The organism is Acinetobacter populi (assembly GCF_002174125.1).
GTDB lineage: Bacteria > Pseudomonadota > Gammaproteobacteria > Pseudomonadales > Moraxellaceae > Acinetobacter > Acinetobacter populi.
In genome coordinates, this window is the sequence record NZ_NEXX01000005.1 from 16109 (window position 1) to 39776 (window position 23668).

Below are 23668 nucleotides of genomic sequence, written 5' to 3' on the forward strand. Positions count from 1 at the left end.
TATAAAATTTAATGGATGTAATTCAGGGAAAATCTACACAGACTAATCCTGTCAGGCAAGCTGGATATCCTATTTGCCTGACAGTCGTCCTCAAGTTATTAAAAATTATACCGCAGGCTGGCACCAATGGTTCTTGGTTGTGCCGCCGACCCCGCATACATGCCATTGCCAGAATTAACCAATCCTAGAAAATAATGTTTATCGAGCGCATTTTTCGCCCATAGAGACAAATCAATTTCATTATCGCCATGTGGAATACGTACGCCAGTGGTTAAATTCAATACACCATAACTTGGAATTTTGGAATATTCGGAATTATTCACATCAGCATAGGTCTCGGAACGCCAGCCATAGTTGATCAGGCTATAATGTTTGCTATTGGCCAACACATCATGCTGATGCTGTAGCGTCACATTGGCAGTCCAGCGTGGTGCACCATTGACCCGATTGCCTTTAATGTCCCGATAGCCTTTGCCATAACCACTGTCATTGGTGCCACCCGGACCATTAAACACTTCAAATGGTGTCGGTGCCGTACCATTATCAAAGGTGGCCTCGGTATAGGCTGCATTAAAATTCAGACTTAAATTGCGTGTCGCCTGTGCTTTGAAATCAACCTCAATACCTTTACTGGTCAGGTCACCAACATTGGTGAGCAAGCCGATATATTGATTGCCAATTGCAGTATTGGTGACCGCTTGATAATCCTTAAGCTTGGTGATAAAGGCATTGATATTGGCATAAATACGATTGTCTAACCATGCGGTTTTTAGGCCTAATTCAAAATTCTGCGCTTTTTCAGGTTCGATCTTGAGTGAATCATTACCCAAAATGGCAGCCGGTGTCGCTACGCTATTGATATTAAAACCACCGGATTTTTCCCCGGTTGAATAGGTCGCAAATCCCAGTATATTGGGGTTAAACTGATAACTAGCTGTGATTAAACCTGCAATACTGTTGTCACGACGGGATAACTCACCCGAATGATAGCTTTGAAATAAAGGACTTAAAGCTGCATAAGCTGCCGGATTGACTTCGGATTGATTGACCTCTCCGGTTTTTTTCTCTGAGGTATAACGTAGCCCTGTGGTTAAATCAAATTGCTCATTCACATGCCAAGTCGATTGGCCAAAGGCAGCATAACTATGCGTTTTGGATTTTCCCAAGCCTTCAAGTGTGGCATTATTCGGATAGGCTGTGGTCAATGCCAATGCACTGTCGCCAGTTTGATAGGTATTACGACTGTCAATATTTTGATAGGTATTACGACTGTCAATATTTTGATAGAAATAATAAGCACCCACCACATAATCAACTGCACCGCCTGTTGGTGACGCCAAACGGATTTCCTGTGAAAACTGATCCTGTTCGACCTTAAAACCACCAGTAATGCCAGCCAGTCGGCTAAAGTCCAGATCATTTTTAGGGCTAAAATTCCAATCCCGCCATGCTGTAATTGAGGTCAGTTTATAGCCGTTTAATTGCCAATTCAGCTCCGCAGATAAGGCACTTTGGTCAATTTTGGCTTGCTGCTCGGCATCAAAATCCACTTTATAGTCATATGGATTGCGGGCGATGTTTTTTGCCCCTAATAAGGTTGCACGATCGGCAAAGGTGGTAGCATTTGAACCCGTTACCCCTACAGGTAAATAACTTGCAGGATTGCCTGTCGGATTCCAGGGTGCAAAGCTATAGGGCACCAAAGAACCGGTACTGGAATCTTCCCGATTATGCTCGGCAATTACCCGTAGGCTTAATTCATCACTGGGTTGGAACAGCAATTGCCCTCTTAGCCCATAACGATCAATTTCATTGAGGTCCTTGCCATTATAGGTATTTTCCAGCCAACCATCATCATGCGTGCCATAGCCAGACAAACGTACTGCTACTGTATCGGAAAGCGGCTGATTCCATGTGCCCTTCAGCTGTTTGTAACCGCGTTCACCTGCCGAAATTTCAACATTGCCCTCCTGATAAAATACAGGTTGTTTGGAAGTAATATTGAGTACCCCAGCTGTAGTGTTTTTCCCAAATAATGTGCCCTGCGGTCCACGCAATAAATCCACTTGCTCAATATCGAGTAAATCAAATACTGCCTGTCCGGGACGCCCCAGATACACATTGTCCAGATAAATCCCGACACTGCCTTCTAGCCCTTCATTGGCCGTATTGTTACCAATCCCGCGCACAGCCACACTGGATTGACGTGCATGAATAAACTGTGAGGTAAAATTCGGCAACTGTTGCTGTAAATCCTGCACCTGATAAATCTTGGCTTCTTCCAGTTGTTTACCTTTAATCACGGTAATGGGTGCCGGGACATTTTGCTCTGCTTCTGCACGGCGGCGAGCTGTCACCACCACCGTTTCAAGTTGAATGACCTCATCTGCCGCAGTCGTTTGAAGCTGAGAGCTTGATGACGACTGCCCTTCCTCTATCGTATCCTGTGCCCAAGACCATGCCGATGCTGTACTTAGCGCAATGGCCAAACTGGTCAATGTAAATACCCGACGCTGTTGTACGATATTCAGGTATTTTCCCCGCATAAAATGTTTCATGATGCTAACCTCAATTTAAATGTTTAATCTCAACAATAATTTTTTAAAGGCACACTTCAGCTGAGAAAGAAAGCTATGCTTCTTCCGCGACGTGCCACTTTAGAACAGCGATTTAAATCAAAATGAGCGTCAACATCGTGCTGACGCATTGTCCCAACGAATGAAAATTGTGATAAGGCCTGTATTAAACAGCAAAATTAATCTATTCATGCCGCCTCCAGTGGGTAGCGTTCTACCCGAGCAAAATCTTTGCGGTAATAACGCAAGGCAAATAAAATCAGCACCGTTGCCAACACACCACTCACCAGCGGTAAAACGGTTAAAGCTACCGTTAAGCCGAAACTATCCGACAATAATCCAGCGATAAAAGGACCGGGAATCGAACCCAATAAATGAATGGTCATCACCGATGTGGTCCCAGATAATGCCCGTGCCGATGGACTGACCAATTCCTGCGTTAGACTAAGCGGTGCCGAACTACAAAAAGTCAGCAAGGCGCCCGCCACAATAATCAAAGCAAATTGCAGCCATAAACCACTCACCAAGCTAAATGCCAACACATATAAGAGCGTAGCCAGCGCATAACCACCTGCGGCAATATATAATTTTGAGCTGGGATATTTTTGTGTCAGGCGATCCATCACCCAGCCACCCAATGGCAAAGTCACGATGCCGATCAGTAAAATTGAACTGGTCAACAATGAAGCGGTTGCCAATTCAATTTGATGAACACGATGTAAATAACTGGGTAGGAAAAAAACAATCGGCACCCATTGCAAGGTTGCCATTGCAGCAGCAAGATAGGTCAATAATAAAGAAGGGGTTTGGCGAATAGATTGCCAGTTTTGCCGAATCACTTGCCGATGGGTCAATTGCTGCACCGTTGATGACGATGCTGAATCTAAAGCTTTTCCAGCAAAAACCTGTGCAGGCAAAAGTTTAGGCAAAATCGTACGATAATCCCGTCCTTTATACAGCAATAAAGCAATCACAATACCGGGAATCGCCATCACACCCAGCGCATAACGCCAGCCAAAATGCTGTGCAATCAAGCCACCTAGGGCAATACCGATCGCCATACCAATCGGTTGACTGGCTGAAAACAATCCCAATGCCAGTTGCAAACGCCGATGCGGAAAAGCTGCACTAATCCACGCATACGATGCCGGTGCATATGCGGCTTCACCTGCACCTACCAACAATCGGGTGGCTGCGAGTTGTGAAAAGCTTTGTGTAATAGCTCCCGCAGCCGAAGCAATCCCCCAGAAAATTCCCATTAAACTGGCCGTTTTAATGCGCCGCCAACGATCAATCACAATCGACACAGGAAAAGCAAACAGCACCATGCCGATGGTTAAAATGGAACTTAAAAAACCCGCCTGTGCATCATTAATCGCCCAGTCGTGCTGGATATAAGGCAATAGACTGGCGATAATCATACGATCGGCAAAATCAAATATCATCAACAGACATAACAGCGCAAAAACCCAAACCGTTGCCTTACGCCCAAACAGATAATCTTGAACAGTGATGTCTGTATTGGGCTGATCGCGTTTCTGGTGGCTATCGGCATCCACCTGCCCAAGTTCATTATGCGGACGCATGATATCGACTCCGTGGACGTACCAAGCCCAGATGTTCACGCAAGGTGTGTCCTTCATATTCCGTTCGATATAAGCCGCGTTGTTGCAAGATCGGTACAACCTGATCAACAAAAATAGTTAAATCCTGCGGAAAAGTCGGTGGCAAAATATTAAAGCCGTCTGCCGCACCCTGCTCAAACAAATATTGCAACTCATCGGCAATATCTTCTGCTGTACCAATCAAAATACGATGTCCTCGTGCCCCTGCCACTTTTTGATATAATTGACGAATGGTTAAGTTTTCACGTTTTGCCACCTCAAGAATTAATTGTTGCCGACTTTGCCAGCCTTCTGTGGTAGGAAAATCCGGTACCGGATCATCAATTGAATATTGGCTTAAATCGATATTGCCAATAAATGCCGACAACAGTGAAATACCAATTTCCGGATCAATTAAGGACTGTAAATAATCAAACTTTTGCTGTGCCAATTCTCTGGTTTCGGCAATCACAGGCATGATGCCCGGCATGACCTTGACCGCATCAGGATCACGTCCAGCTTTGGCAACACGCTGTTTAATATCCTGATAAAATGCTTTTGCACCTTCAAATGTCTGCTGCGCTGTAAAGACAATTTCGGCAGTTTGTGCCGCAAGATTTTTACCATCTTCCGAAGAGCCTGCCTGTACAATCACCGGATAGCCTTGTACTGGTCGTGCCGATTGCAAAGGACCTGCAACCGAAAAATATTGACCGCGATGATTTAAATAATGTAATTTTTCCGGCTCAAAAAAATTGCCGGAATCCTGATCAAACAAATATGCATCATCATCCAGGCTATCCCATAAACCCTTCACCACATCGACATATTCCCGTGCTTTTTGATAACGCTCCAAATGCGCAGTCTGAGTTTCCAGATTAAAATTATTGGCTTCAAAATCGGTACCAGATGTCACCAGATTCCAGCCCGCCCGTCCGCCACTTAAATGATCCAAAGAAGCAAATAATCGAGCCAGATGAAAAGGCGGTAAATAACTGGTCGAAATCGTACTGATTAACCCAATGTTCTTTGTCACTTGTGCAATCGCAGATAAAACTGTAAGTGGCTCCCAAAAATAAGTTGGTGCACCTTTGGCCAGTAATTGAGGATCTATTTGCGGCCATCCCAGACCATCGGCAAAAAAAATCGCATCGAATTTACCTCGTTCGGCAATTTGTGCCAGATGCTTTAAGTGTTCCAGACGGGTTGCATTTTTGGGGTCAACATCCGGATGTCGCCATGCTGCCAGATGATGGCCAACACTTTGTAAAAAAGCCCCCAGCTTGATTTGTCGTTTGGAATCTGTCATGTGTATGCCTTCGTTTTATTTCTATTTGGGTTCACTTCATTTTAAAATTAAGTGAACGGTATCGTTTACTTATTGCTTAAATTAAGGGATTGCGATTAAAATAAAAAATAATTAATCACGATATTGTTATTCTTGATTGAGATATAAAATGCGGCTAATCCAGCTAAGATCTTATTTTTATTCACCGAATTGAGAAAATGAACAGTCTGCAAAAAAACCTCAAGCCCTCATCAAGCCGTAAAAAAACATTTTCAGGCAGACCCACTCGTCAGGATTCCGAAGTGCTGCATGAGAATTTACTGCATATCGCCACTGAGCATTTTTTAGCATTTGGGTTTCAGGGGGCAAGTATTGAAGGCATTGCAAAAAGTGCCAAAGTGTCAAAACTCACCATTTATCGGCAATATCAAAATAAACAAGGGCTTTTTTTGGCGGTTTTAGAATCCCATGTCCAGCAATATATTCAGGATCTGGAACACACACTGATTAATAAAGAAATCAATCCTGAGAATTTATTGGCTTTAGGTGTATTTATTGCTGGTAGATGGCTTGATGCACACAATATTGGGCTAGCACGAATTGTCATTGCCGAAATGAATCGTATCGAAGGTCTGAGTCAGGTGATTAATCCTTTAATGCAACAATCCCGTCTACCTGTTGAAAATTTTCTCAAGCGGTTAAATGACTTACCTGATTACACCATTGACAATATTCAGCTTGCGACCATACAGTTTATTCAACTGAGTGTGATGGGACATTACTATTTTTTACGTGATGATCACCATCTCCCTAAGCCCGAACAGTTAAAGCAACAGGTTCAGGCTGCGGTGCAATTATTTTTAAATGGCTGTAAAAACCCATAACTGCATTATTATGTTTTTTAGATTCAGGCGAAAAATCAAAAAATAGAATCATAGTTTCCGCTCTTTTTTAAAGAGAGAATAAAGAAATATTATCAATGAGACAGGTAAAGTGACAGCATGTCCCCTATTACCACTGGTCAAAAGAATCTTTCCTTTGACCAGCATATCAAAATTATGACTTTGCCTCGTCCATAAACACTTTAATTTCTTCGTCAGTCGGAGCCTGTAAATCATATTTTTGGATTAAAGTATCATATTCACCAGATTGTTTTAGCTTTTGTAATCCATCATTAATTAAATTATAGGTAACTGTATCGCCCTTACGTACAGCAATACCACCAATAAATGGAAAAAATGGTTCTGTGGAAGTAATTTCTACTTTGCCATTGAGTTTTTTGACGGTATTACGCGCCACACTGCTATCATCATATTGTGCATCAGCAGCTTTTGCCAATACAGCTTGTACAGCCTGTGGTGATGTATCAAATTCACGAACAGTAATGGCTGCTTTACCTTTTGCAAGACAGCTTTCTTGGGAAATTTGATTCAGTTGATCCGGATATAATGAGCCTTTTTGTGTTGCAATAGTTTTACCACATAAATCATCACGGACTTTCGGTTTGTAACTAGAGTTACTGAGTACAGTCACCGATTCAGTAGATTTAAAATAAGGAACCATATCTACTTTTTTCAGACGTTCCGCTGTGATGTACATCCCTGAAATCACAGCATCAAATTTTTTGCCCTCTAGACCAGGAATTAAATTTGAAAACCGTGTATCTATAAAGTTTGCACTTGCAGAAGATTGCTGTAATATTCCATTCATTAAATCAATATCAAATCCACTCGGTTGACTATTTTCGATATATTCAAAAGGTGGAAAAGTCATGTCTGAACCGATATTAATCACTTTTACTTGATCAGTTGTTGAAGCATCACTATTTTGGGTTGAAGAAGTGTCTTTATTACATGCAGTTAAACCACCAGCAAGTAATAATGCCAAAAATGGATAAAGAGAATATTTCATAATACGCATAGTAAGGATTCCGGTTAAATCGTGTGATATTTACTTGATATCTGTTATGAATAGTTATACTCAAGTTTTGAATGGAAAGTAATTTTGAAATTCCTATGTATGGTTATTAAAAATCCGATCCAGCATGAAGCCAAAAATCTATAGAATAAATTCAATAAGTTCTTGAGAGTATACACCTGTGGATGAAAAGCAAATCCGTATTGATTTAGCAGCATGTTTTCGGTTATTTGCCAAAATGGGGATGCATGAAGCTGTAGCCAATCATTTTAGTGCAGCAGTTTCAGAAGATGGTAGAAAATTTTTACTTAATCCCAAATGGAAACATTTTTCCAGAATTAAAGCCAGTGATCTGATTTTAGTAGATGCAGACGATGTCAGTAGTTTTAATCGTGGTGAAATTGATCCAACAGCATGGGCAATCCATGGTCAAATCCATCGTCTAAGACCCGATGTCCGTGTAGTGTTACATTTACATCCCATATTTTCAACAGCGATTTCCTGCTTAAATCACCCAGAAATTATTCCCATTGATCAAAATACGGCACGTTATTTTAATCGGGTTGCTTATGATTCCCAATATGGGGGCATGGCTGATTCTAAAGCTGAAGGACAACGTCTTGCCAATATTTTACAAGATAAGAAACGCTTAATGATGGGGAATCATGGCATATTAATTGGGTCACATTCTATCGGCGTGGCTTTTGATGATATGTATACCATTGAACGTGCATGTCAGATCCTCACTACAGCCTATTCAACAGGCCAAACATTAAAAACTCTAGATGACGATGTTGCCGAAAAAACAGCGCAAGATTGGGAAAAAATCGAAAATTTTAGTGAGGCACATTTTACCGAAATGAAATGTTTATTGGCTGAGGAAGATCCTAGCTTTATGGATTAAGATTTTTTATCTGTCTTCCTAAAAAGCCTGATACTTATTTCAAGCAAACGCCAGATAAATTTTATCTGGCGTTTTATATTATCAATGCAATCACTGGCAATTATAATTTTCTATCAATACCACCATTTATGTCATATTCTGAATAGCTTTGGACACAGAAAATATGAATGATAATTTTAGAATGAGAACCACATAAAAAAGCAGAGTAAATAAAATTACCCTGCATCTTTAGCAAAACATCTATTTAATTTTAAATGCTTAATTCTTTTGAATAAAGTTTTGTAGGCGATTATTTTCAGATTTCAATAGATTATCCGGACTATCATTGGCAACAACATAACCATTTTCCATAAAGACTACCCGATCAGAAACTTTAAAAGCAAAGTTCATCTCATGAGTGACGATGATCATGGTCAACCCTTCCTTGGCCAATTCTTCAATCACTTTAAGTACTTCACTCACCAATTCCGGATCCAGTGCTGAAGTGGGCTCATCAAACAAAATTACTGATGGATGCATTGCCAATGCACGAGCAATGGCAACACGTTGCTGTTGTCCACCCGACAGTTGGTGAGGATATTTTTTGGCATGTTGCTTCATCCCCACTTTTTCTAGCATCGCCAATGCTGTGACCTTATTGGCCATTGGCGTATCCAACTGATGGTATTGCGGTGCCAACATTACATTTTCCAGAATGGTTTTATGGGGAAACAGGTTAAAACTCTGAAAGACCATCCCGACATGAATAATTTGTGATTTATATTGTACAGATTCATCAGTGATACTTTGATCTTTTAAAAATGGATGACCCAGTAGGTTAACGGTACCGTGATTGAGTTTTTCCAGACCATTTAAGGTGCGGATAAATGTCGTTTTTCCTGATCCAGATGGCCCAATAATGGAAATGACTTCTCCCCATTTCACATTCAAATTAATCCCTTTCAACACCTCATGATCGCCATAGGATTTATGAATATCAATGGCTTCGAGTGCATATTTACCTTGTTGTTCCGAAATAATTTCCTTGCGTTTTGAAATGGAGGCATTGGAAATATCTGACAGAAGAGGATCGTTATCCTGAAGTAACCCGGGCGTTTTACGACTTACATCCATGCGTTTTTCCAGCCAGTTCATCAGCCACCCAAAGACAGTAACAATCAGCACATAGTAAAATGCCACTGCCAGCATGGTTTCCATAACCAAAAAGTTTTGTGTATATAGGCGTTGACCGACCAGTAAAATCTCAGTCAGGGAGATCACTGAAACCAGTGATGTGAGTTTTACAATAGTGACATATTCATTGCCTAAGGTTGGCAGCGCAATTCGTAAAGCTTGTGGAATAACAATCAGACGTTGAATACCTGTATATTTAAGACCGAGCGCTTTACCCGCCTCTATTTGGCCCTTGGCAATGGAATTTAAACCGCCTCGGTGAATTTCGGCAATATAGGCCGCCTCACTTAATGCCATGGCCAGCAAACCGGAAATAAACGGTGAAGCCAATAAGACACTGCTCGATGGATAAATTTGTGGCAGATTATAGATAAATACCAATAAGACCAATAAGGGTAAACTTCTAAAAAACCAAATATAAAGACTGCTACCTTTAGATAGAATCTTAAATTTTGATTGCTTTGCCAATGCCAGCACAAAACCAAATACAATCCCTAAAACCCATACCAGAACACTGAGTTCAATGACTGTAAGTGTGGCCTTCCAAAAATCATGATTGGTTAATAAACTGAATGCGTAAGCCCAATTGAACTCCATTCAAACCTCCAGAATCTGTAAAATTTTTACTTATTATTTTTATAGCGGATTTGCTTTTAATAAGTAATTTCTAAATCGTGATGTAACCATGTGGAAAATATGAATCTAAAAAATATGAACAAAAAAATGGTTCAGGTTGGGATGATAATAGCCTAAAACACTTTTATTGCAGGCTTTGCAGCAGTTTATGCAAAAATACATCACATTGTATTAACTGATTAATTTCTACAAACTCATCAGGTTTATGTGCCACTGTAATTGAGCCGGGACCACACACAAGGACTGGACAATGTAATTGATTGGCAAATAATCCACCTTCTGTACCAAAGGAAATTTTACCTGTCTGGGTATTTTCTGGCAGCAAGCTTTGCATAAATTTAACAGCTTGAACGGTTGGCGAGGTTAATAAGCCGGGATATTGATTGACTTCTTCAATATGAACAAACTTTTTAAAGCTATCCAAAGCAGGATGTTGTTGAATTTTTCCCTGAATTTGATCACTGCTGTCCTGTGCAATATTCCTAATTTCATAATCGACAATACATTGATTGGGAACAATATTTAAGGCTTTACCACCTTCAATTTTGCCAATATGAAGTGTGGAATATGGCACATCATAATCACTATCCTGTTCACCTGCTTGGGCAATGTGTTGCTGGGTATCAACAATTGAATTGATCAATGCATTGGCCACATGAATAGCATTGGTAAATTGTGGTGCAAGCGCAGAATGTCCTTCCTGTCCTGTGCACATGGCTTTAAATACTGCTTTACCTTTATGTCCCGTTGCAATTTGCATTAAGGTAGGCTCGCCAATGACACAACAAATGGGTGGAATCATATATTCTGACAAATGCTGTAAAATCTCTCGTACACCAATACAGCCAATTTCTTCATCATAGGACAGGCATAGATGTAACGGTTTACTCAGGATTTGCGTGCTGGCATGTAACATCACATTTAAAGCACAGGCGATAAACCCTTTCATATCAGCGCAACCACGTCCATAAATTTTACCGTCTTTTTCCAGCGCAACAAATGGATCACTATGCCAGTCCTGCCCCTCAACAGGCACCACATCGGTATGCCCCGAGAGTAAAATGCCTGATACATCTTTAGGGCCAATACTGGCAAGTAAGCAGGCTTTGCTCATTTCTGGATTGAATTGTAGTCTTACCTCAATACCATGATCTTCCAGCAATTGTTTTACAAAATAAATAAGTTCCAGATTACTTTTGTATGAAGTAGTGTCAAAAGCAATCAGTTGTTTAAGTAGCATTGTACTTTGAAGATCAGACATTATTCGTCTTCCTTTGTACGGATATGTGGATCATAAAAATGTGGTGCACCCATACCCGGAATATATTGATCAGAAATAAAGGCTCGACAACGACTAATAAATGCTTGGGCAACCGTATTGAGAATGACATTTTTTGCAGTGACCAAACCGATATGCATTGGACGCTGTTCGCCTGAAATTCTCACACGAACCAGTCGTTTGCCATCTAAGGAATAATTAATTTTTGGTCGAACATTTAAAATGCTATAGCCAATATTATTGGCAACCATGGCACGAACTACTTCCGAATTTTTGGAAGTTTTAATGATTTGTGGATTCAAATTTCTATTTTTAAATAATGAAATAAAATAATCATTACTATAAGGCATATCCAATAAAATCATTGGATAGGCTGCCAGCTCTTCCATCGTTACTGCGGGTGCATGTGCCAAAGGATGTTCTTCACTAAATAATGCATAGGGCGGTAACGATGCCAATGATTCAAAATGGAGTAAATTTTCATCAATATTAAGATCATATGTTAAAACCACATCCAGCACATTCCGCAATAAACCATTAATCAAAATTTCCTGATCACCCTCACAGACATCCAGGTCAACACTTTTATATAAGTTACTAAATCCATGAATAATTTCTGCATATAACATCGGTGCAAATGCAGTAAAACAGCCCAGTTTTAATGGGCCACGAATCGAACCAGAGAAATTAGCTGCCAATGAATATAGACTGCCAGCCTGTGATAAAATTTGCTGGCATTCTTTCATCACTTGTTCGCCAATATTGGTCAGAATCAATCCTTTGGCATGTTGCCGAATAAATAATTGAACCTGAAGTTCTGATTCAATATGTGCAATTGCAGCAGAAATTGAGGGTGAAGATACATGAATTTTTTCTGAGGCAATAATAATGCTGCCACTTTCTGCGGTGGCAACAAAATATTCCATCTGGCGTAGCGAAATACGATTTAACACGTTTGATTATTCCATTGAGTTACTGCAAATTATGGATCACCTGGAACGCCGTAACTTGGTGAGGAGGATGGATTCAGGGCACGTAACACATAATCCTCAACTTGTGGTTGATAAATTTTCCATATGTTGTAGAGCTCTCCGATTGGATCAGATTCAGACCAATCGACGCGTAAATCTACAATAGGCCACTGAACTTTGTCCACGACCAGTATACCAGCTGAATGAACACTGCCAGCCTCACCACCTGCGGCAAGACCTGCCTGCATAGCAAGTAATAACCGTTCAGCTAAACATCCCTGACTTTGCTCAAAGGCTTGACACATGGCTTGTGGAACATTTGGATTTGCCAATAAATTACCTGCACAAGCCACATCCTGACCCGTATGGGCGTGATAAATACCTAGTGTTTTTTCGCCACTATATGCAGCAACCTGACCTTGCATATTAAGTACAAGTAATTGACGATATTCAATAAAATCTGTATTGGCTACCAGTTCCTGAATCGCATCATTCGGGGAAACATCATATTTGATTAAATCAAGCAGAATATTCGCCAAATGCGGATCAGTAATATTTTGACTGGCTGCCACGCCTACACCAGCTTTGGCACGAATACAGCGTGAGGCAACTGCAGGTGAGGAAGAACTCACAGCAGCACCCAATTGTCCTGTGGTTTTACAACGTGCCACAATGGAAAATGTCATACACCTCTCCTGATGATTAGTCTGGAATCACAGCAGTCGCATCAATTTCAACCAACCATTCCGGACGTGCCAGTGCAGAAACCACGATCCCAGTAGAAACAGGGAAAACCCCTTTAAGCCATTTTCCAACGACACAATAAACGTCTTCACGGTAGCGTGGATCAATAATATAAATGGTAATTTTACAAATATCCTGTAATTCACCACCCGCTTCTTTAAGGAGCATATCAATATTATACATCGCTTGTTCTGCCTGACCTTTGGCATTACCAATACAGACATTTTCGGAAGTATCAATATTTTGCCCAATTTGTCCACGTAGAAAAACTGTAGAGCCACGCGCCACAACCGCCTGACACAAGTCATTATCAAGATTTTGTTCTGGGTAAGTTTCTTTGGTATTAAAGGTACGAATACGAGTATGTTTCATGTTGCGATCCTGTGTTTTATTACACTTTCTAGTATGCGGATCCCATTTCTCAACTCAATTTCTATTTTCCTTGCTTCTAATTCAGATAATCCGTACTAAAAACTCAATTTAATAGAAGATGCTCACATTCCGAGCGATTCGTTTTTTTTGATTCAGTCCTTTTGGATATGTGATTTTCATTTTTTTAAACAACTTTCTAAGATCAAAACAACATATTTATGGGCTGCTCTGTTAAAGAGAATATATTTTGCAATGCAAGCCTGAAGCTTATAGATCAATCAAAAATTTAGGATTAATCATGAATTTACCAGAACAAATAGATACGGTGGTGATCGGTGGTGGTCAGGCAGGCGTAGCCATGAGTGAACATCTTGGCACATTGAATATTGCACATGTGGTCCTAGAAAAAGCCAGAATTGCGGAAGCATGGCGCAGCAGACGCTGGGATTCACTGGTCGCAAATGGGCCATGCTGGCATGATCGTTTTCCGGGCATGGAGTTTTCTTCAGCACCAGAAAGCTTTGTACATCATGATCAGGTTGCTGATTATTTTGAAGCTTATGCAAAAAAAATTAATGCGCCGATTTATACTGGAGTAGAAGCGCTGAAAGTCAGCAAGAAAGAACAATCTTCGACTTATCAGATCAAAACTTCTCATGGAAAAATTGAGGCACAGCGCGTCGTCATTGCCACCGGACCTTTTCAAAAAGCAGTGATTCCGGCAATCGCACCAAAAGATGAAAAAGTATACCAGATTCATTCAGATCAATATAAAAATCCTGAGCAGCTACCAGAAGGCAATGTATTGGTGATTGGTGCAGGATCTTCGGGAGTGCAGATTGCTGACGAATTAAATCGTGCTGGCAAACAAGTATTTTTATCTGTTGGCAAACATGAACGTCCACCCCGTCGTTATCGCGGTCGGGATAATGTTTGGTGGTTAGGTGTACTTGGTGGCTGGGAAGCAGAAAAACCGGATAATGGTCCTCTCAAAGGTTTTGCTGTCAGCGGTGCGCAGGGCGGCCACACTGTAGATTTTAAAAAGCTTGCACAACAAGGCATTACCTTACTTGGCATGACCAAAGCATTTGATAATGGGAAAGTCAGTTTTCTAGCAGACTTAGCAGATAATATTCATCAGGGAGAGGAAAATTATTTAAAACTTCTAGATGAGGCAGATGCATTTATTACCAATAGTGGACTGGATTTGCCCGAAGATCCCGAAGCACGAATCTTACTTGATGACCCTGAATGTGTAAAAAATCTTATTCTGGAACTTGATCTGGCACAGCAAAATATCACCAGTATTATTTGGGCATCAGGCTTTGGTTATGATTATGACTGGCTTGAACTAGATATCTTTGATGACAATAAAAAACCAAAACATAAGCAAGGTATTACCAATCAAGCAGGCATTTACTTTCTAGGTTTACCTTATCTGACTGGTCGGGGTTCCAGTTTTATCTGGGGAGTCTGGCATGATGCAAAACGCATTGCCGATCACATCAATATCCAACGCAAATACATGAGCTATACGCCTTAATAATCGAGAATTAATCATAAAATATTTTTAGAGGAAATTTTAATATGCAATATCGTGTAGTAAAAACATTAGCGATCACAATGTTCACTTTGGGTGGATTCAATACAGCACAAGCCGATGCATTAACTATTGGAGACGAAACAACAGCCAAAGGTGCATTAACCTTATCAGGTTTCTTACGTGCAAAATATCAGGATAAAAGCTGGTCTGAAAATGATCACAAACTAACCTTTGATGCCGCAAAAATTAATCTAGATTATCAATCACCAAAATTATTTGGCCATATTGAATATCGTTGCTATCAATTTGATAAATTATGTGATTTCTCCTCATTAGTCGATGGCTATCTTGGGTACAACATTAACCAGACGGACAATATCACCTTAGGTTTACAACCTGTGCCATTTGGTCCTGGACGCTTCTGGGAAAGTAACTGGTATGGTGGCATCGTTACGCAATTTGGTCTTGAAGATGTACACAACCTTGGGGTGAAATATCATTTCCAACCCTTTAAAGCGACCAATATTGATCTGGCTTATTTTGCCAAAGATGGTGGTAAATATGGATCAAGTGCCGATGCCAGCCGTTACACAGCCAACTATGTTGAATCTTTAGATGAAAAAAATATGTGGCTTGCACGTATTTCCAGAGATTTAAAATTATCTGAAGATGATAAATTATCCGCAAAATTGGGAGGTGCTTATTGGCATTCGGATATCGATAATGATGCTACACAGTTAACTGGTAATCGCAAAGCATGGACCTTATTTTCTACCATTTCCTATGAAAATCTAGCATTCACTTTAACTGGCGGTAAAAACAAAGTGGATAATAAAGATACTATTAACCCAGATATATCAACCGTGGGTTCATTTAAAGACAATTACGAGATTGCCAATAAAGGGACTTTTTATACCGCAGATATCAGTTATGCTTTTAAAAACGTAGAAAAGATTGGCACGATTACCCCTTATGCCATGTACAGTACCTACCAAAAAGATGCGGAAGGATTTAAAGATTCAAGCCGTAGTATTTTGGGTGTTTCTGTAGACCACAGACAATTCACATTTGTCGCAGAATATATCATCGGCAAAAATGACTTTAACATTGGTGGCACAACAGAATCTTATGCTGTTGGTGATGATAGTGGTACAAATAAATTGTTTAACTTACAAGCAATTTATAATTTTTAATGGCACATAGATCAATATTCAACTCATTGAAATAACGTTATTTTCAAAAAATTCAATATTTTGATGAGTCATATAAATCCTTAAAACAACAATTCATTTGGTAAAATGTACAAATGAATTGTTTTGATCCTCGTGTTATTTATACCGAAAATTAGAATTCTTGTAGAACGTATTGAGATTTTATTTTTACCATGAAAAATGAGAAAAAATTATGGCGATTTTAAAAGTTACCTGTGTCGAAAAAAATATATTATTGGATAAAAATTTCCATTTTGACTTTCCCTGTATATACAAGGAGTATCATCAATTATCTCAAAAGGAATTTTATCAACAGGTATATGATCAGGATGTTCTGGTTGTAAATGACCTAGTTGTGGATGAAATAATACTAGACCATAATCCCGCACTCAAACTGGTCGCCTTATGTTCTACAGGATTCGATCACATCAATATTCCCTTATTACGCCAACACGGTGTAAAAGTAGCGAATATCAGAGGTTATGCTGGAGATGCTGTCGCTGAGCATGCATTCATGTTGATGATAAATTTGTTTAAAAATATAAATGCACAACTTAGCTCAGTTCTAACAGGAAAATGGAGTAATAGTCCAACCTCCTATTACTTATCTACTTCTATAAGGGAACTTAACAACAAAAATTTAGTGATCTTGGGAAAAGGGGAAATCGGTTTATCTTTAGCTGAAAAAGCAAAAGCTTTTGGCATGCATGTATATTTTAGTGAACGAAAAAATGCTCTTACTTGTCGCCAAGGATATATTCCTTTCAATCAAGCCATCAAAATTGCTGATGTATTATCGTTACATTGCGAATTAAATCATCACACCAAAGGCATGATTGATCGAGAGGTTATCCAACAAATGAAATCATCCAGCATATTAATCAATGTAGGCCGTGGAGGGTTAATTGATGAATATAGTTTGGCGCAAGCGCTTAAAAATAATGATATTGCAGGTTTTGGCGCTGATGTATTATCAGAAGAACCACCTCCAACAGATCATATACTGCTTAACCTTCAGCATCCCAATGTCATGATTACACCGCATATTGCTTGGGCAACAGAGGAAGCTCAAAGCAGATTATTTGATATTTTACAGGATAATATCAATTCAAATATTCATGGTATTGCTAAAAATTTAATCAACTAAAAGCCTCGATAAGGATCATTATCAAAAGAATAATTATTATTTGAATTTAAATTAAAAAATATGATTAAAGTATTTGAATATAAAAATAAAAAAAGCCCCAAGTGATCCACTTGAGGCTTTTAAGAATTTGGAGCGGGAAACGAGACTCGAACTCGCGACACCAACCTTGGCAATAGTCACCTACATTTTTACTTTAAAAGGCACTAAATTACCTTAAAATAAATTAATTTATTTCAATATCTTATAATTTTTAATGTATATTTTAAAATTTAAAGCTCATCTATACGATAAATCTTGGTCACTTCTACTCTTTTAAAATTCAACAAAAGTCACCTACATTTTAAATATGGAAAAATCTAGCAGACGCTCTTAATGCTTATACGTCATACTGGATAACTTAAATACATGTAAATGGGCAGGACTTGGTAGCAATTTATTGCTTGACTAAAAAAATATTTCATTTGTTAAGTAAGCTGGTATTTATTGGCGCAAGACAGTATCGAAATAAAAATCTTATCTCATCATTACCGACATCTTCTGTCCATATTGCAAAGGTTTGATGTGAAATTCAGCGCATCACGACATGCTTATCAGACTCTCATTGCTTCAGAAATGCTTGACTGAGCCACTGATGATAGTTTTTTACCTTGGATCCCTCCAACTTTTTATCAGCAGCGTTACCTTTAATCTCCAAAGATCCCGTGCACTTTCATCAAACAAAAAAACTGTATATTAATTGATTAGTAATTAAATCTTTTCAATACCTTATAGCATATAAATTTTTTATAATTCCAAAAAATTATATGTACTTAAATAGTGCATTTATAGAATTATGCATTTTTATAGTACATTTTTATAAAAATACATTATCAACTTATCATAATGATAATTAACATATAATTTAATAAATAATTATTTTTATTATTAAAAATAAGTACATACTTTGGTCTAATTAGATTTTGGCACGTTATATGCTAAAACATTAAATGTATCTTTAAATAAATATACATTTATGGTGACTGGTTATGACGGTAGATGCTTTTGAGTTAGTAAAACTATTTGCTGATGGTAGTACTACGCCTTTAATTGAACTTGAAAAGTCAATTATGAAAATGGATTCAGTGCAATCGGTATTTATCTCACAAAGTTTAGATCGTGCTTTTAGAGAAGCGAAAGCATCGACAGAACGCTGGGAAAATGCTTGTCCGCTTTCCAGTTTTGATGGGGTCGCAATTGCATGGAAAGATTTAATCGATGTCGCAGGCTTGGTGACTACAGCTGGGTCAAAAGTATTTAAGCATCATTCTCCAGCTCAACATGATGCAGAGGTTGTGTCTGCGTTAACACGAATGGGTATGATAAACATTGGCAAAACCAATCTGACTGAGTTTGCCTATTCAGGGTTAGGTTTAAATCCGCATTTTGGTACGCCGGCCAATGTTGTCGAGCCAAAATGTATTCCAGGAGGCTCTTCTTCTGGTTCTGCGGTAGCAGTTGGGCAAGATATTGTCAAAATATCTATGGGAACTGATACAGCAGGGTCAATCCGAATCCCTTCTGCCTTTAATGGTCTGGTTGGCTATCGTAGTAGTTGTGCAAGATATTCGAAAGAAGGCGTTTTTCCTCTAGCCAGCTCTTTGGATACGCTAGGACCATTGGCTAGAAGTGTTCGTGATTGTTATGTATTGGACTGTCTATTACATGGACAAGCAAATGTACAGTTACCCAAATATTCATTATTCCAACAACTTAAGTTTTATGTCGATCTTGATCTTTTGCAAGATCCTGCCATCACAATCGCAGTAAAAAATAATTTTCTATACGCCATCGAGCGTCTGGCACAGGCTGGAGCATGTATTCAATACCAACGTATCACCGCAATTCATAAAACGCTGAGTTTAATTGATTCTGGTAAATGGCTAGGTGCAGCCGAAGCATTTACCTTACATGAGGATTTATTAAATAGTGATGCCGCAACGCAATTGGATTCAAGAGTTCGTTCTCGTCTGGAAACGGCAAGACACCTGCCAGCATCAGTACAAATCGGTTTATATCAAATTGCACGATCTTTAAAGCAATTAATTTCACAAGAACTTTGCGATGGTTTTTTACTTTCCCCAACGGTTGCTCATACCGCACCTCAACGTGCACCGCTTGAGCAGGATGAAACGCTATTTTTTCAAACCAATATGAAAACTTTAAGGCTCACTATGCCGGGAAGTTTTCTGGATATGCCATGTTTAACTCTACCCAATGGTTCGGATGAATATGGTTTACCAACTGCACTATTGATTTCTGGAACGTGTAATCAGGATCAAAAAGTTTTGCACGCAGCACTCGCTGTAGAACAGGTACTTGCTGGTTCATTCAACAAGTAACTCCATTTTAATTTATTTACGTGTACTTCAAAAAGGATGATCTCATGGCTAAAGAAATTTTAGTTTCTATTGGTGTTGATGTAGATGCTGTGGCTGGTTGGTTAGGTTCATATGGCGGTGATGATTCGCCAGATGATATTTCTCGTGGCTTATTTGCTGGAGAAGTTGGTGCATTACGTTTATTGAAATTATTTGAAAAATATCAAATCAAAACCACGTGGTTTATTCCAGGGCATTCTGTTGAAACATTTCCTGAGCAGATGAAAGCCGTAGTCGATGCAGGTCATGAAATTGGTATGCATGGTTATAGTCATGAAAATCCAATAGCAATGACACCTGAACAGGAAGAGGCTGTGCTGGATAAGGCGATTGAATTAATCACGCAATTATCAGGAAAACGCCCCACAGGTTATGTTGCACCTTGGTGGGAGTTCAGTAATGTTACGAATGAACTTTTGCTTAAAAAAGGCATTAAATATGATCATAGTCTGATGCATAACGACTTTACGCCATATTACGTAAGAGTCGGTGATTCATGGACCAAAATTGATTATAGCCAACATCCAGATACATGGATGAAACCTTTGATACGGGGTACAGAAACGGATCTCATTGAAATTCCAGCAAACTGGTATTTGGATGATTTACCTCCAATGATGTTTATCAAAAAATCACCGAATAGTCATGGTTTTGTCAATCCACGTGATATTGAGCAAATGTGGAAAGATCAATTTGATTGGGTTTATCGTGAAATGGATTATGCAGTATTTCCAATCACAATTCATCCAGATGTTTCTGGGCGTCCACAAGTGTTATTGATGTTAGAGCGTTTAATTGAACATTTTCAGTCACATGAAGGTGTGAAGTTTGTAATGATGGATGAAATCGCAACTGATTTTGCCAAACGTTTTCCTCGTGCTGGTTAATGTCGGCTTTAAATTAAAGGAACATGACCATGACTGAAAATATTGATATAAATCCTGGTAGTAATAACAACGAATCACCTACCCAAAAAAGCAATGGTGTTTGGCAACCTGATGTCATTAGCCAGAAGGATATTAATTATGCTTCTTGGATTGCTTTTTTTGCATGGGTATTCGCAGTATATGATTTTATTTTATTTGGAACGTTACTCCCGGTAATGGGAGGACATTTCAATTGGAACGAGGCTGAACAAGCAAGTTTGGCGACATGGATTGCTGTGGGCGGTGCGGTTATTGCTTTTGCGATTGGCCCGATTGTCGATAGGATCGGTCGCCGTAAAGGTATTATCTTTACTATGACGGGTACAGCAATTAGTTCAGCGATGACAGCGGTCGGTGCTGGATGGGGTAAAGGTCCTTTAACAATTATTCGTTCGGTTGCGGGACTGGGTTATGCTGAAGAAGGTGTGAATGCGACTTATCTGACTGAAATGTATGCTACCTCCAAGGACGAGAAATTTAAAAAACGTAAAGGCTTCATTTATTCACTGGTACAAAGTGGTTGGCCAGTTGGTGCATTAGCCGCTGCGGCATTAACTGCAATTTTACTACCCCATATTGGCTGGCAAGGTTGTTTTATTTTTGCGGCAATTCCAGCATTTATTATTGCAATTCTGGCAAGAAAACTTAAAGAAAGTCCACAATTTCAGATTATCAGAAGAATCTCGGAGTTAAAAAAAGCTGGGCAAATTGAACAAGCAAATGCACTCGCCGCAGAATATCATCTTGATCATGAAGAGCATCAAAAAACTGGTGTAAAGGCTGCCTTTCAAGGTAAAGCATTACGACCAACGCTAATTTTGAGTTTGGCCATTCTACTTAACTGGTCTGCAATTCAGGTATTTAGTGTATTGGGTACTTCAGTGATCGTGAATGTCCATCATTTATCATTCCAAAACTCATTAATTATTCTGATTTTATCTAACCTGGTTGGATTTATCGGCTATCTGGTTCATGGTTGGTTAGGTGATCGCATAGGCCGTAGAAATACTGTTGCGATTGGCTGGATGTGTGGTGGTATAGCATTTTACGCCATGGTTGTGGCGTCACATGATTTAGTGACTGTGGTGGCACTTTATAGTGTGGGCTTATTCTTTTTAACTGGGCCTTATTCTGCCATGTTGTTCTTTATGGGGGAATCTTTCCCAACCAGTATTCGTGCAACCGGCGGTGCGATTGTACATGCTATGGGACCAATTGGAGCAATTCTAGCTGGTGTAGGTATTACCAGTGTATTAACCAGTGGTGGAGAGTGGGCAAGTGCAGCACTTTGGTTTGGTGCTTTGCCATGCTTTTTATCTGGTTTGGTGATGCTTGCTGCTCGCCATGTCAATCCAGAAGACGTGAAATAAGGAAAAAACATGATGAATCAAAATCCTGTTGCATTTATTACCGGTGCTGCAAGTGGTATAGGTCAGGCATTGGCTGTGGTTTATGCCAAGCATAATGTACGTGTAGTAGGTGGTTATTTCGAAAAAGATCCACATGATCCGAAACTAACAGAAGAGCTGGTAAAACAAGCAGGTGGCGAATGCATCATGGTACCTGTCGATGTTGCTGATTATCAATCTGTAGAATTTGGTGTAAAAGCTGCAATTGACCATTTTGGTCGGCTCGATTATGCAATTGCCAATGCTGGTTTACTACGTCAATCATCTTTACTGGAGATGACAGATGATGCATGGAATGAACTGATTAATGTCGATTTAACGGGCGTAATGCGAACCTTTAGAGCAGCAAGTAAATATATGGTAGCTCAAGGCGCAATGGTTGCAATTTCTTCGATTGCCGGCGGCGTATATGGTTGGCAGGAACATAGCCATTATGCGGCTGCAAAATCTGGCGTACCGGGTTTATGCCGTTCTTTGGCGGTTGAATTGGCAGTTAAAGGTATCCGCTGTAATGCGGTTATTCCCGGTTTAATTGAAACACCTCAGTCTTTAGATGAAAAAAATTCTTTAGGTCCACAAGGTTTGGCCGAAGCAGGCAAAAAAATTCCACTCGGTCGGGTTGGACGTCCAGATGAAGTGGCAAAACTCATCCGGTTTTTGACCAGTGATGAGGCTAGTTATATCACTGGGCAAAGCATTATTGTAGATGGTGGGCTGACCGTGCGCTGGCCTGATTAAGAGATTACGTTTAGATGTCTGCACCCAAGATGGTGCGGACGTATAATCAGAAAGGATTTAAAATGAAACAGTTAAATGAATGTCGTGTGGTGATCACCGGCGCAGCAAGCGGTATTGGTGCTGCAATTGCCTTAGCCTTTGCTAAACAGGGTAGCTCACTGTTACTCAGTGATTTAAATCAACAGCAACTGGAAATAAGTGCAGAACATTGTCGTCAATTCACTTCTCATGTGAACACTATTGTGACTGATATTAGTTATTCTGAAGGTGCCAATCAAACAATTGATTTATGTATTGAATGTTATGGTGGAATCGATGTACTGGTCAATAATGCCGGCATTCTGACACAAGCGCCTTGTGTCGATTTAAGCCAAAAAATGTGGGAAGACATGTTGCGAATTGATTTGACTAGTGTCTTTCTCACCAGTCAACGGGCTCTACCGCACATGATTGAACAACAATGGGGAAGAATTATTAATATCTCTTCTCAGCTAGGCATTAAAGGCGGTGTTGAGCTCACGCATTATTGCGCTGCAAAAGCAGGTGTAATTGGCTTTACTAAATCCCTCGCTCAGGAAGTCGCTAAACATAATGTATTAGTGAATGCAATTGCACCGGGACCAATTATAACACCGTTGGTTGAGGGAATCAGTGAACAATGGAAAGTGGATAAAGCCAAAGAATTGCCTTTAGGCCGCTTCGGTACCGCCGAAGAAGTGGCACCTGTTGCTATATTATTGGCTTCTGAACCGGGTGGTAATTTATTTGTGGGGCAAACCTTAGGACCAAATAGTGGCGATGTTATGCCCTAAT

Annotated in this window: 19 protein-coding genes and 1 pseudogene; 10 read left to right on the top strand and 10 right to left on the bottom strand. The window is 39.7% G+C overall.

What is annotated here, in order from left to right; genetic code table 11:
- Positions 1-98 precede the first annotated feature (98 nt).
- The 3 genes from CAP51_RS12840 to CAP51_RS12850 all read right to left on the bottom strand — a co-directional run bounded on the left by CAP51_RS12840 (position 99) and on the right by CAP51_RS12850 (position 5489).
- Positions 99-2558, bottom strand: a complete 2460-nt coding sequence (locus CAP51_RS12840) for a TonB-dependent receptor (protein ID WP_245809157.1) — start codon at positions 2556-2558, stop codon at positions 99-101.
- 206 nt (positions 2559-2764) lie between these two features.
- Positions 2765-4162, bottom strand: a complete 1398-nt coding sequence (locus CAP51_RS12845) for an MFS transporter (RefSeq protein ID WP_087621176.1) — start codon at positions 4160-4162, stop codon at positions 2765-2767.
- Complete coding sequence (locus CAP51_RS12850; protein ID WP_087621177.1) at positions 4149-5489, bottom strand: LLM class flavin-dependent oxidoreductase; 1341 nt, start codon at positions 5487-5489, stop codon at positions 4149-4151. The genes CAP51_RS12845 and CAP51_RS12850 overlap by 14 nt, the downstream gene beginning before the upstream one ends.
- Positions 5490-5686: 197 nt before the next feature.
- Here CAP51_RS12850 and CAP51_RS12855 point away from each other — a divergent pair, with 197 nt between their 5' ends.
- A complete protein-coding gene (locus tag CAP51_RS12855; RefSeq protein WP_087621178.1) occupies positions 5687-6352 on the top strand; it encodes a TetR/AcrR family transcriptional regulator in 666 nt (221 codons plus the stop codon).
- A gap of 172 nt (positions 6353-6524) precedes the next feature.
- Here CAP51_RS12855 and CAP51_RS12860 read toward each other — a convergent pair whose 3' ends face one another.
- Complete coding sequence (locus CAP51_RS12860) at positions 6525-7388, bottom strand: ABC transporter substrate-binding protein (protein ID WP_087621179.1); 864 nt, start codon at positions 7386-7388, stop codon at positions 6525-6527.
- Between the two features lie 178 nt (positions 7389-7566).
- Between CAP51_RS12860 and CAP51_RS12865 the strand changes: the two genes are divergently transcribed.
- Positions 7567-8289 (top strand): class II aldolase and adducin N-terminal domain-containing protein, encoded by a 723-nt coding sequence (locus CAP51_RS12865; RefSeq protein WP_087621180.1) that lies wholly within the window; start codon positions 7567-7569, stop codon positions 8287-8289.
- 258 nt (positions 8290-8547) lie between these two features.
- On the opposite strand, the gene CAP51_RS17715 is transcribed toward CAP51_RS12865, so the two are convergent.
- The 6 genes and pseudogenes from CAP51_RS17715 to CAP51_RS12890 form a co-directional block, all read right to left on the bottom strand.
- Positions 8548-9270, bottom strand: coding sequence for an amino acid ABC transporter ATP-binding protein (locus CAP51_RS17715; protein ID WP_228150450.1), 723 nt, complete (start codon positions 9268-9270; stop codon positions 8548-8550).
- A gap of 138 nt (positions 9271-9408) precedes the next feature.
- Positions 9409-10059 (bottom strand): annotated as a pseudogene (locus CAP51_RS17720) (amino acid ABC transporter permease); the annotation flags it as partial.
- A 163-nt stretch (positions 10060-10222) separates the two neighbouring features.
- Positions 10223-11359 (bottom strand): acetylornithine deacetylase, encoded by a 1137-nt coding sequence (gene argE / locus CAP51_RS12875; protein ID WP_087621182.1) that lies wholly within the window; start codon positions 11357-11359, stop codon positions 10223-10225.
- Positions 11359-12330, bottom strand: a complete 972-nt coding sequence (locus tag CAP51_RS12880) for a LysR family transcriptional regulator (RefSeq protein WP_087621183.1) — start codon at positions 12328-12330, stop codon at positions 11359-11361. The genes argE and CAP51_RS12880 overlap by 1 nt, the downstream gene beginning before the upstream one ends.
- 29 nt (positions 12331-12359) lie before the next feature.
- On the bottom strand, positions 12360-13034 hold the full coding sequence (locus CAP51_RS12885; RefSeq protein ID WP_087621184.1) for a DUF1028 domain-containing protein: 675 nt from the start codon (positions 13032-13034) through the stop codon (positions 12360-12362).
- A gap of 16 nt (positions 13035-13050) precedes the next feature.
- Positions 13051-13464, bottom strand: coding sequence for a RidA family protein (locus CAP51_RS12890; RefSeq protein WP_087621185.1), 414 nt, complete (start codon positions 13462-13464; stop codon positions 13051-13053).
- Positions 13465-13762: 298 nt separating this feature from the next.
- On the opposite strand from CAP51_RS12890, the gene CAP51_RS12895 reads away from it, so the two are divergent.
- The 8 genes from CAP51_RS12895 to CAP51_RS12930 all read left to right on the top strand — a co-directional run bounded on the left by CAP51_RS12895 (position 13763) and on the right by CAP51_RS12930 (position 23667).
- Entirely contained in the window at positions 13763-15007 is a 1245-nt protein-coding gene (locus CAP51_RS12895) for a flavin-containing monooxygenase (protein WP_087621186.1), read from the top strand.
- A 44-nt stretch (positions 15008-15051) separates the two neighbouring features.
- On the top strand, positions 15052-16200 hold the full coding sequence (locus tag CAP51_RS12900) for a hypothetical protein (RefSeq protein WP_087621187.1): 1149 nt from the start codon (positions 15052-15054) through the stop codon (positions 16198-16200).
- Positions 16201-16411: 211 nt separating this feature from the next.
- Positions 16412-17365, top strand: coding sequence for an NAD(P)-dependent oxidoreductase (locus CAP51_RS12905; RefSeq protein ID WP_087621188.1), 954 nt, complete (start codon positions 16412-16414; stop codon positions 17363-17365).
- Positions 17366-18390: 1025 nt separating this feature from the next.
- A complete protein-coding gene (locus tag CAP51_RS12910; protein WP_087621189.1) occupies positions 18391-19743 on the top strand; it encodes an amidase in 1353 nt (450 codons plus the stop codon).
- Between the two features lie 44 nt (positions 19744-19787).
- Positions 19788-20669: a polysaccharide deacetylase family protein gene (locus tag CAP51_RS12915; RefSeq protein ID WP_087621190.1), complete on the top strand. Its 882-nt coding sequence runs from the start codon at positions 19788-19790 to the stop codon at positions 20667-20669.
- Positions 20670-20698: 29 nt separating this feature from the next.
- The gene (locus CAP51_RS12920) at positions 20699-22078 is read left to right on the top strand and encodes an MFS transporter (RefSeq protein ID WP_087621191.1); all 1380 of its coding nucleotides are present in this window, start codon (positions 20699-20701) and stop codon (positions 22076-22078) included.
- Between the two features lie 9 nt (positions 22079-22087).
- Entirely contained in the window at positions 22088-22855 is a 768-nt protein-coding gene (locus CAP51_RS12925; protein WP_228150487.1) for an SDR family NAD(P)-dependent oxidoreductase, read from the top strand.
- A gap of 62 nt (positions 22856-22917) precedes the next feature.
- Positions 22918-23667 (top strand): SDR family NAD(P)-dependent oxidoreductase, encoded by a 750-nt coding sequence (locus CAP51_RS12930; protein ID WP_087621193.1) that lies wholly within the window; start codon positions 22918-22920, stop codon positions 23665-23667.
- Position 23668 lies beyond the last annotated feature (1 nt).

What these genes read in the sequence shown, in the direction of transcription:
- CAP51_RS12850 (WP_087621177.1), bottom strand. Translation starts at nt 5,489, where the DNA reads ATGACAGATTCCAAACGACAAATCAAGCTGGGGGCTTTTTTACAAAGT.
- CAP51_RS12920 (WP_087621191.1), top strand. Translation starts at nt 20,699, where the DNA reads ATGACTGAAAATATTGATATAAATCCTGGTAGTAATAACAACGAATCA.
- CAP51_RS12840 (WP_245809157.1), bottom strand. Translation starts at nt 2,558, where the DNA reads ATGAAACATTTTATGCGGGGAAAATACCTGAATATCGTACAACAGCGT.
- CAP51_RS12915 (WP_087621190.1), top strand. Translation starts at nt 19,788, where the DNA reads ATGGCTAAAGAAATTTTAGTTTCTATTGGTGTTGATGTAGATGCTGTG.
- CAP51_RS12895 (WP_087621186.1), top strand. Translation starts at nt 13,763, where the DNA reads ATGAATTTACCAGAACAAATAGATACGGTGGTGATCGGTGGTGGTCAG.
- CAP51_RS12925 (WP_228150487.1), top strand. Translation starts at nt 22,088, where the DNA reads ATGATGAATCAAAATCCTGTTGCATTTATTACCGGTGCTGCAAGTGGT.
- CAP51_RS12930 (WP_087621193.1), top strand. Translation starts at nt 22,918, where the DNA reads ATGAAACAGTTAAATGAATGTCGTGTGGTGATCACCGGCGCAGCAAGC.
- argE (WP_087621182.1), bottom strand. Translation starts at nt 11,359, where the DNA reads ATGTCTGATCTTCAAAGTACAATGCTACTTAAACAACTGATTGCTTTT.
- CAP51_RS12860 (WP_087621179.1), bottom strand. Translation starts at nt 7,388, where the DNA reads ATGCGTATTATGAAATATTCTCTTTATCCATTTTTGGCATTATTACTT.
- CAP51_RS12885 (WP_087621184.1), bottom strand. Translation starts at nt 13,034, where the DNA reads ATGACATTTTCCATTGTGGCACGTTGTAAAACCACAGGACAATTGGGT.
- CAP51_RS12910 (WP_087621189.1), top strand. Translation starts at nt 18,391, where the DNA reads ATGACGGTAGATGCTTTTGAGTTAGTAAAACTATTTGCTGATGGTAGT.
- CAP51_RS12855 (WP_087621178.1), top strand. Translation starts at nt 5,687, where the DNA reads ATGAACAGTCTGCAAAAAAACCTCAAGCCCTCATCAAGCCGTAAAAAA.
- CAP51_RS12845 (WP_087621176.1), bottom strand. Translation starts at nt 4,162, where the DNA reads ATGCGTCCGCATAATGAACTTGGGCAGGTGGATGCCGATAGCCACCAG.
- CAP51_RS12900 (WP_087621187.1), top strand. Translation starts at nt 15,052, where the DNA reads ATGCAATATCGTGTAGTAAAAACATTAGCGATCACAATGTTCACTTTG.
- CAP51_RS12890 (WP_087621185.1), bottom strand. Translation starts at nt 13,464, where the DNA reads ATGAAACATACTCGTATTCGTACCTTTAATACCAAAGAAACTTACCCA.
- CAP51_RS12905 (WP_087621188.1), top strand. Translation starts at nt 16,412, where the DNA reads ATGGCGATTTTAAAAGTTACCTGTGTCGAAAAAAATATATTATTGGAT.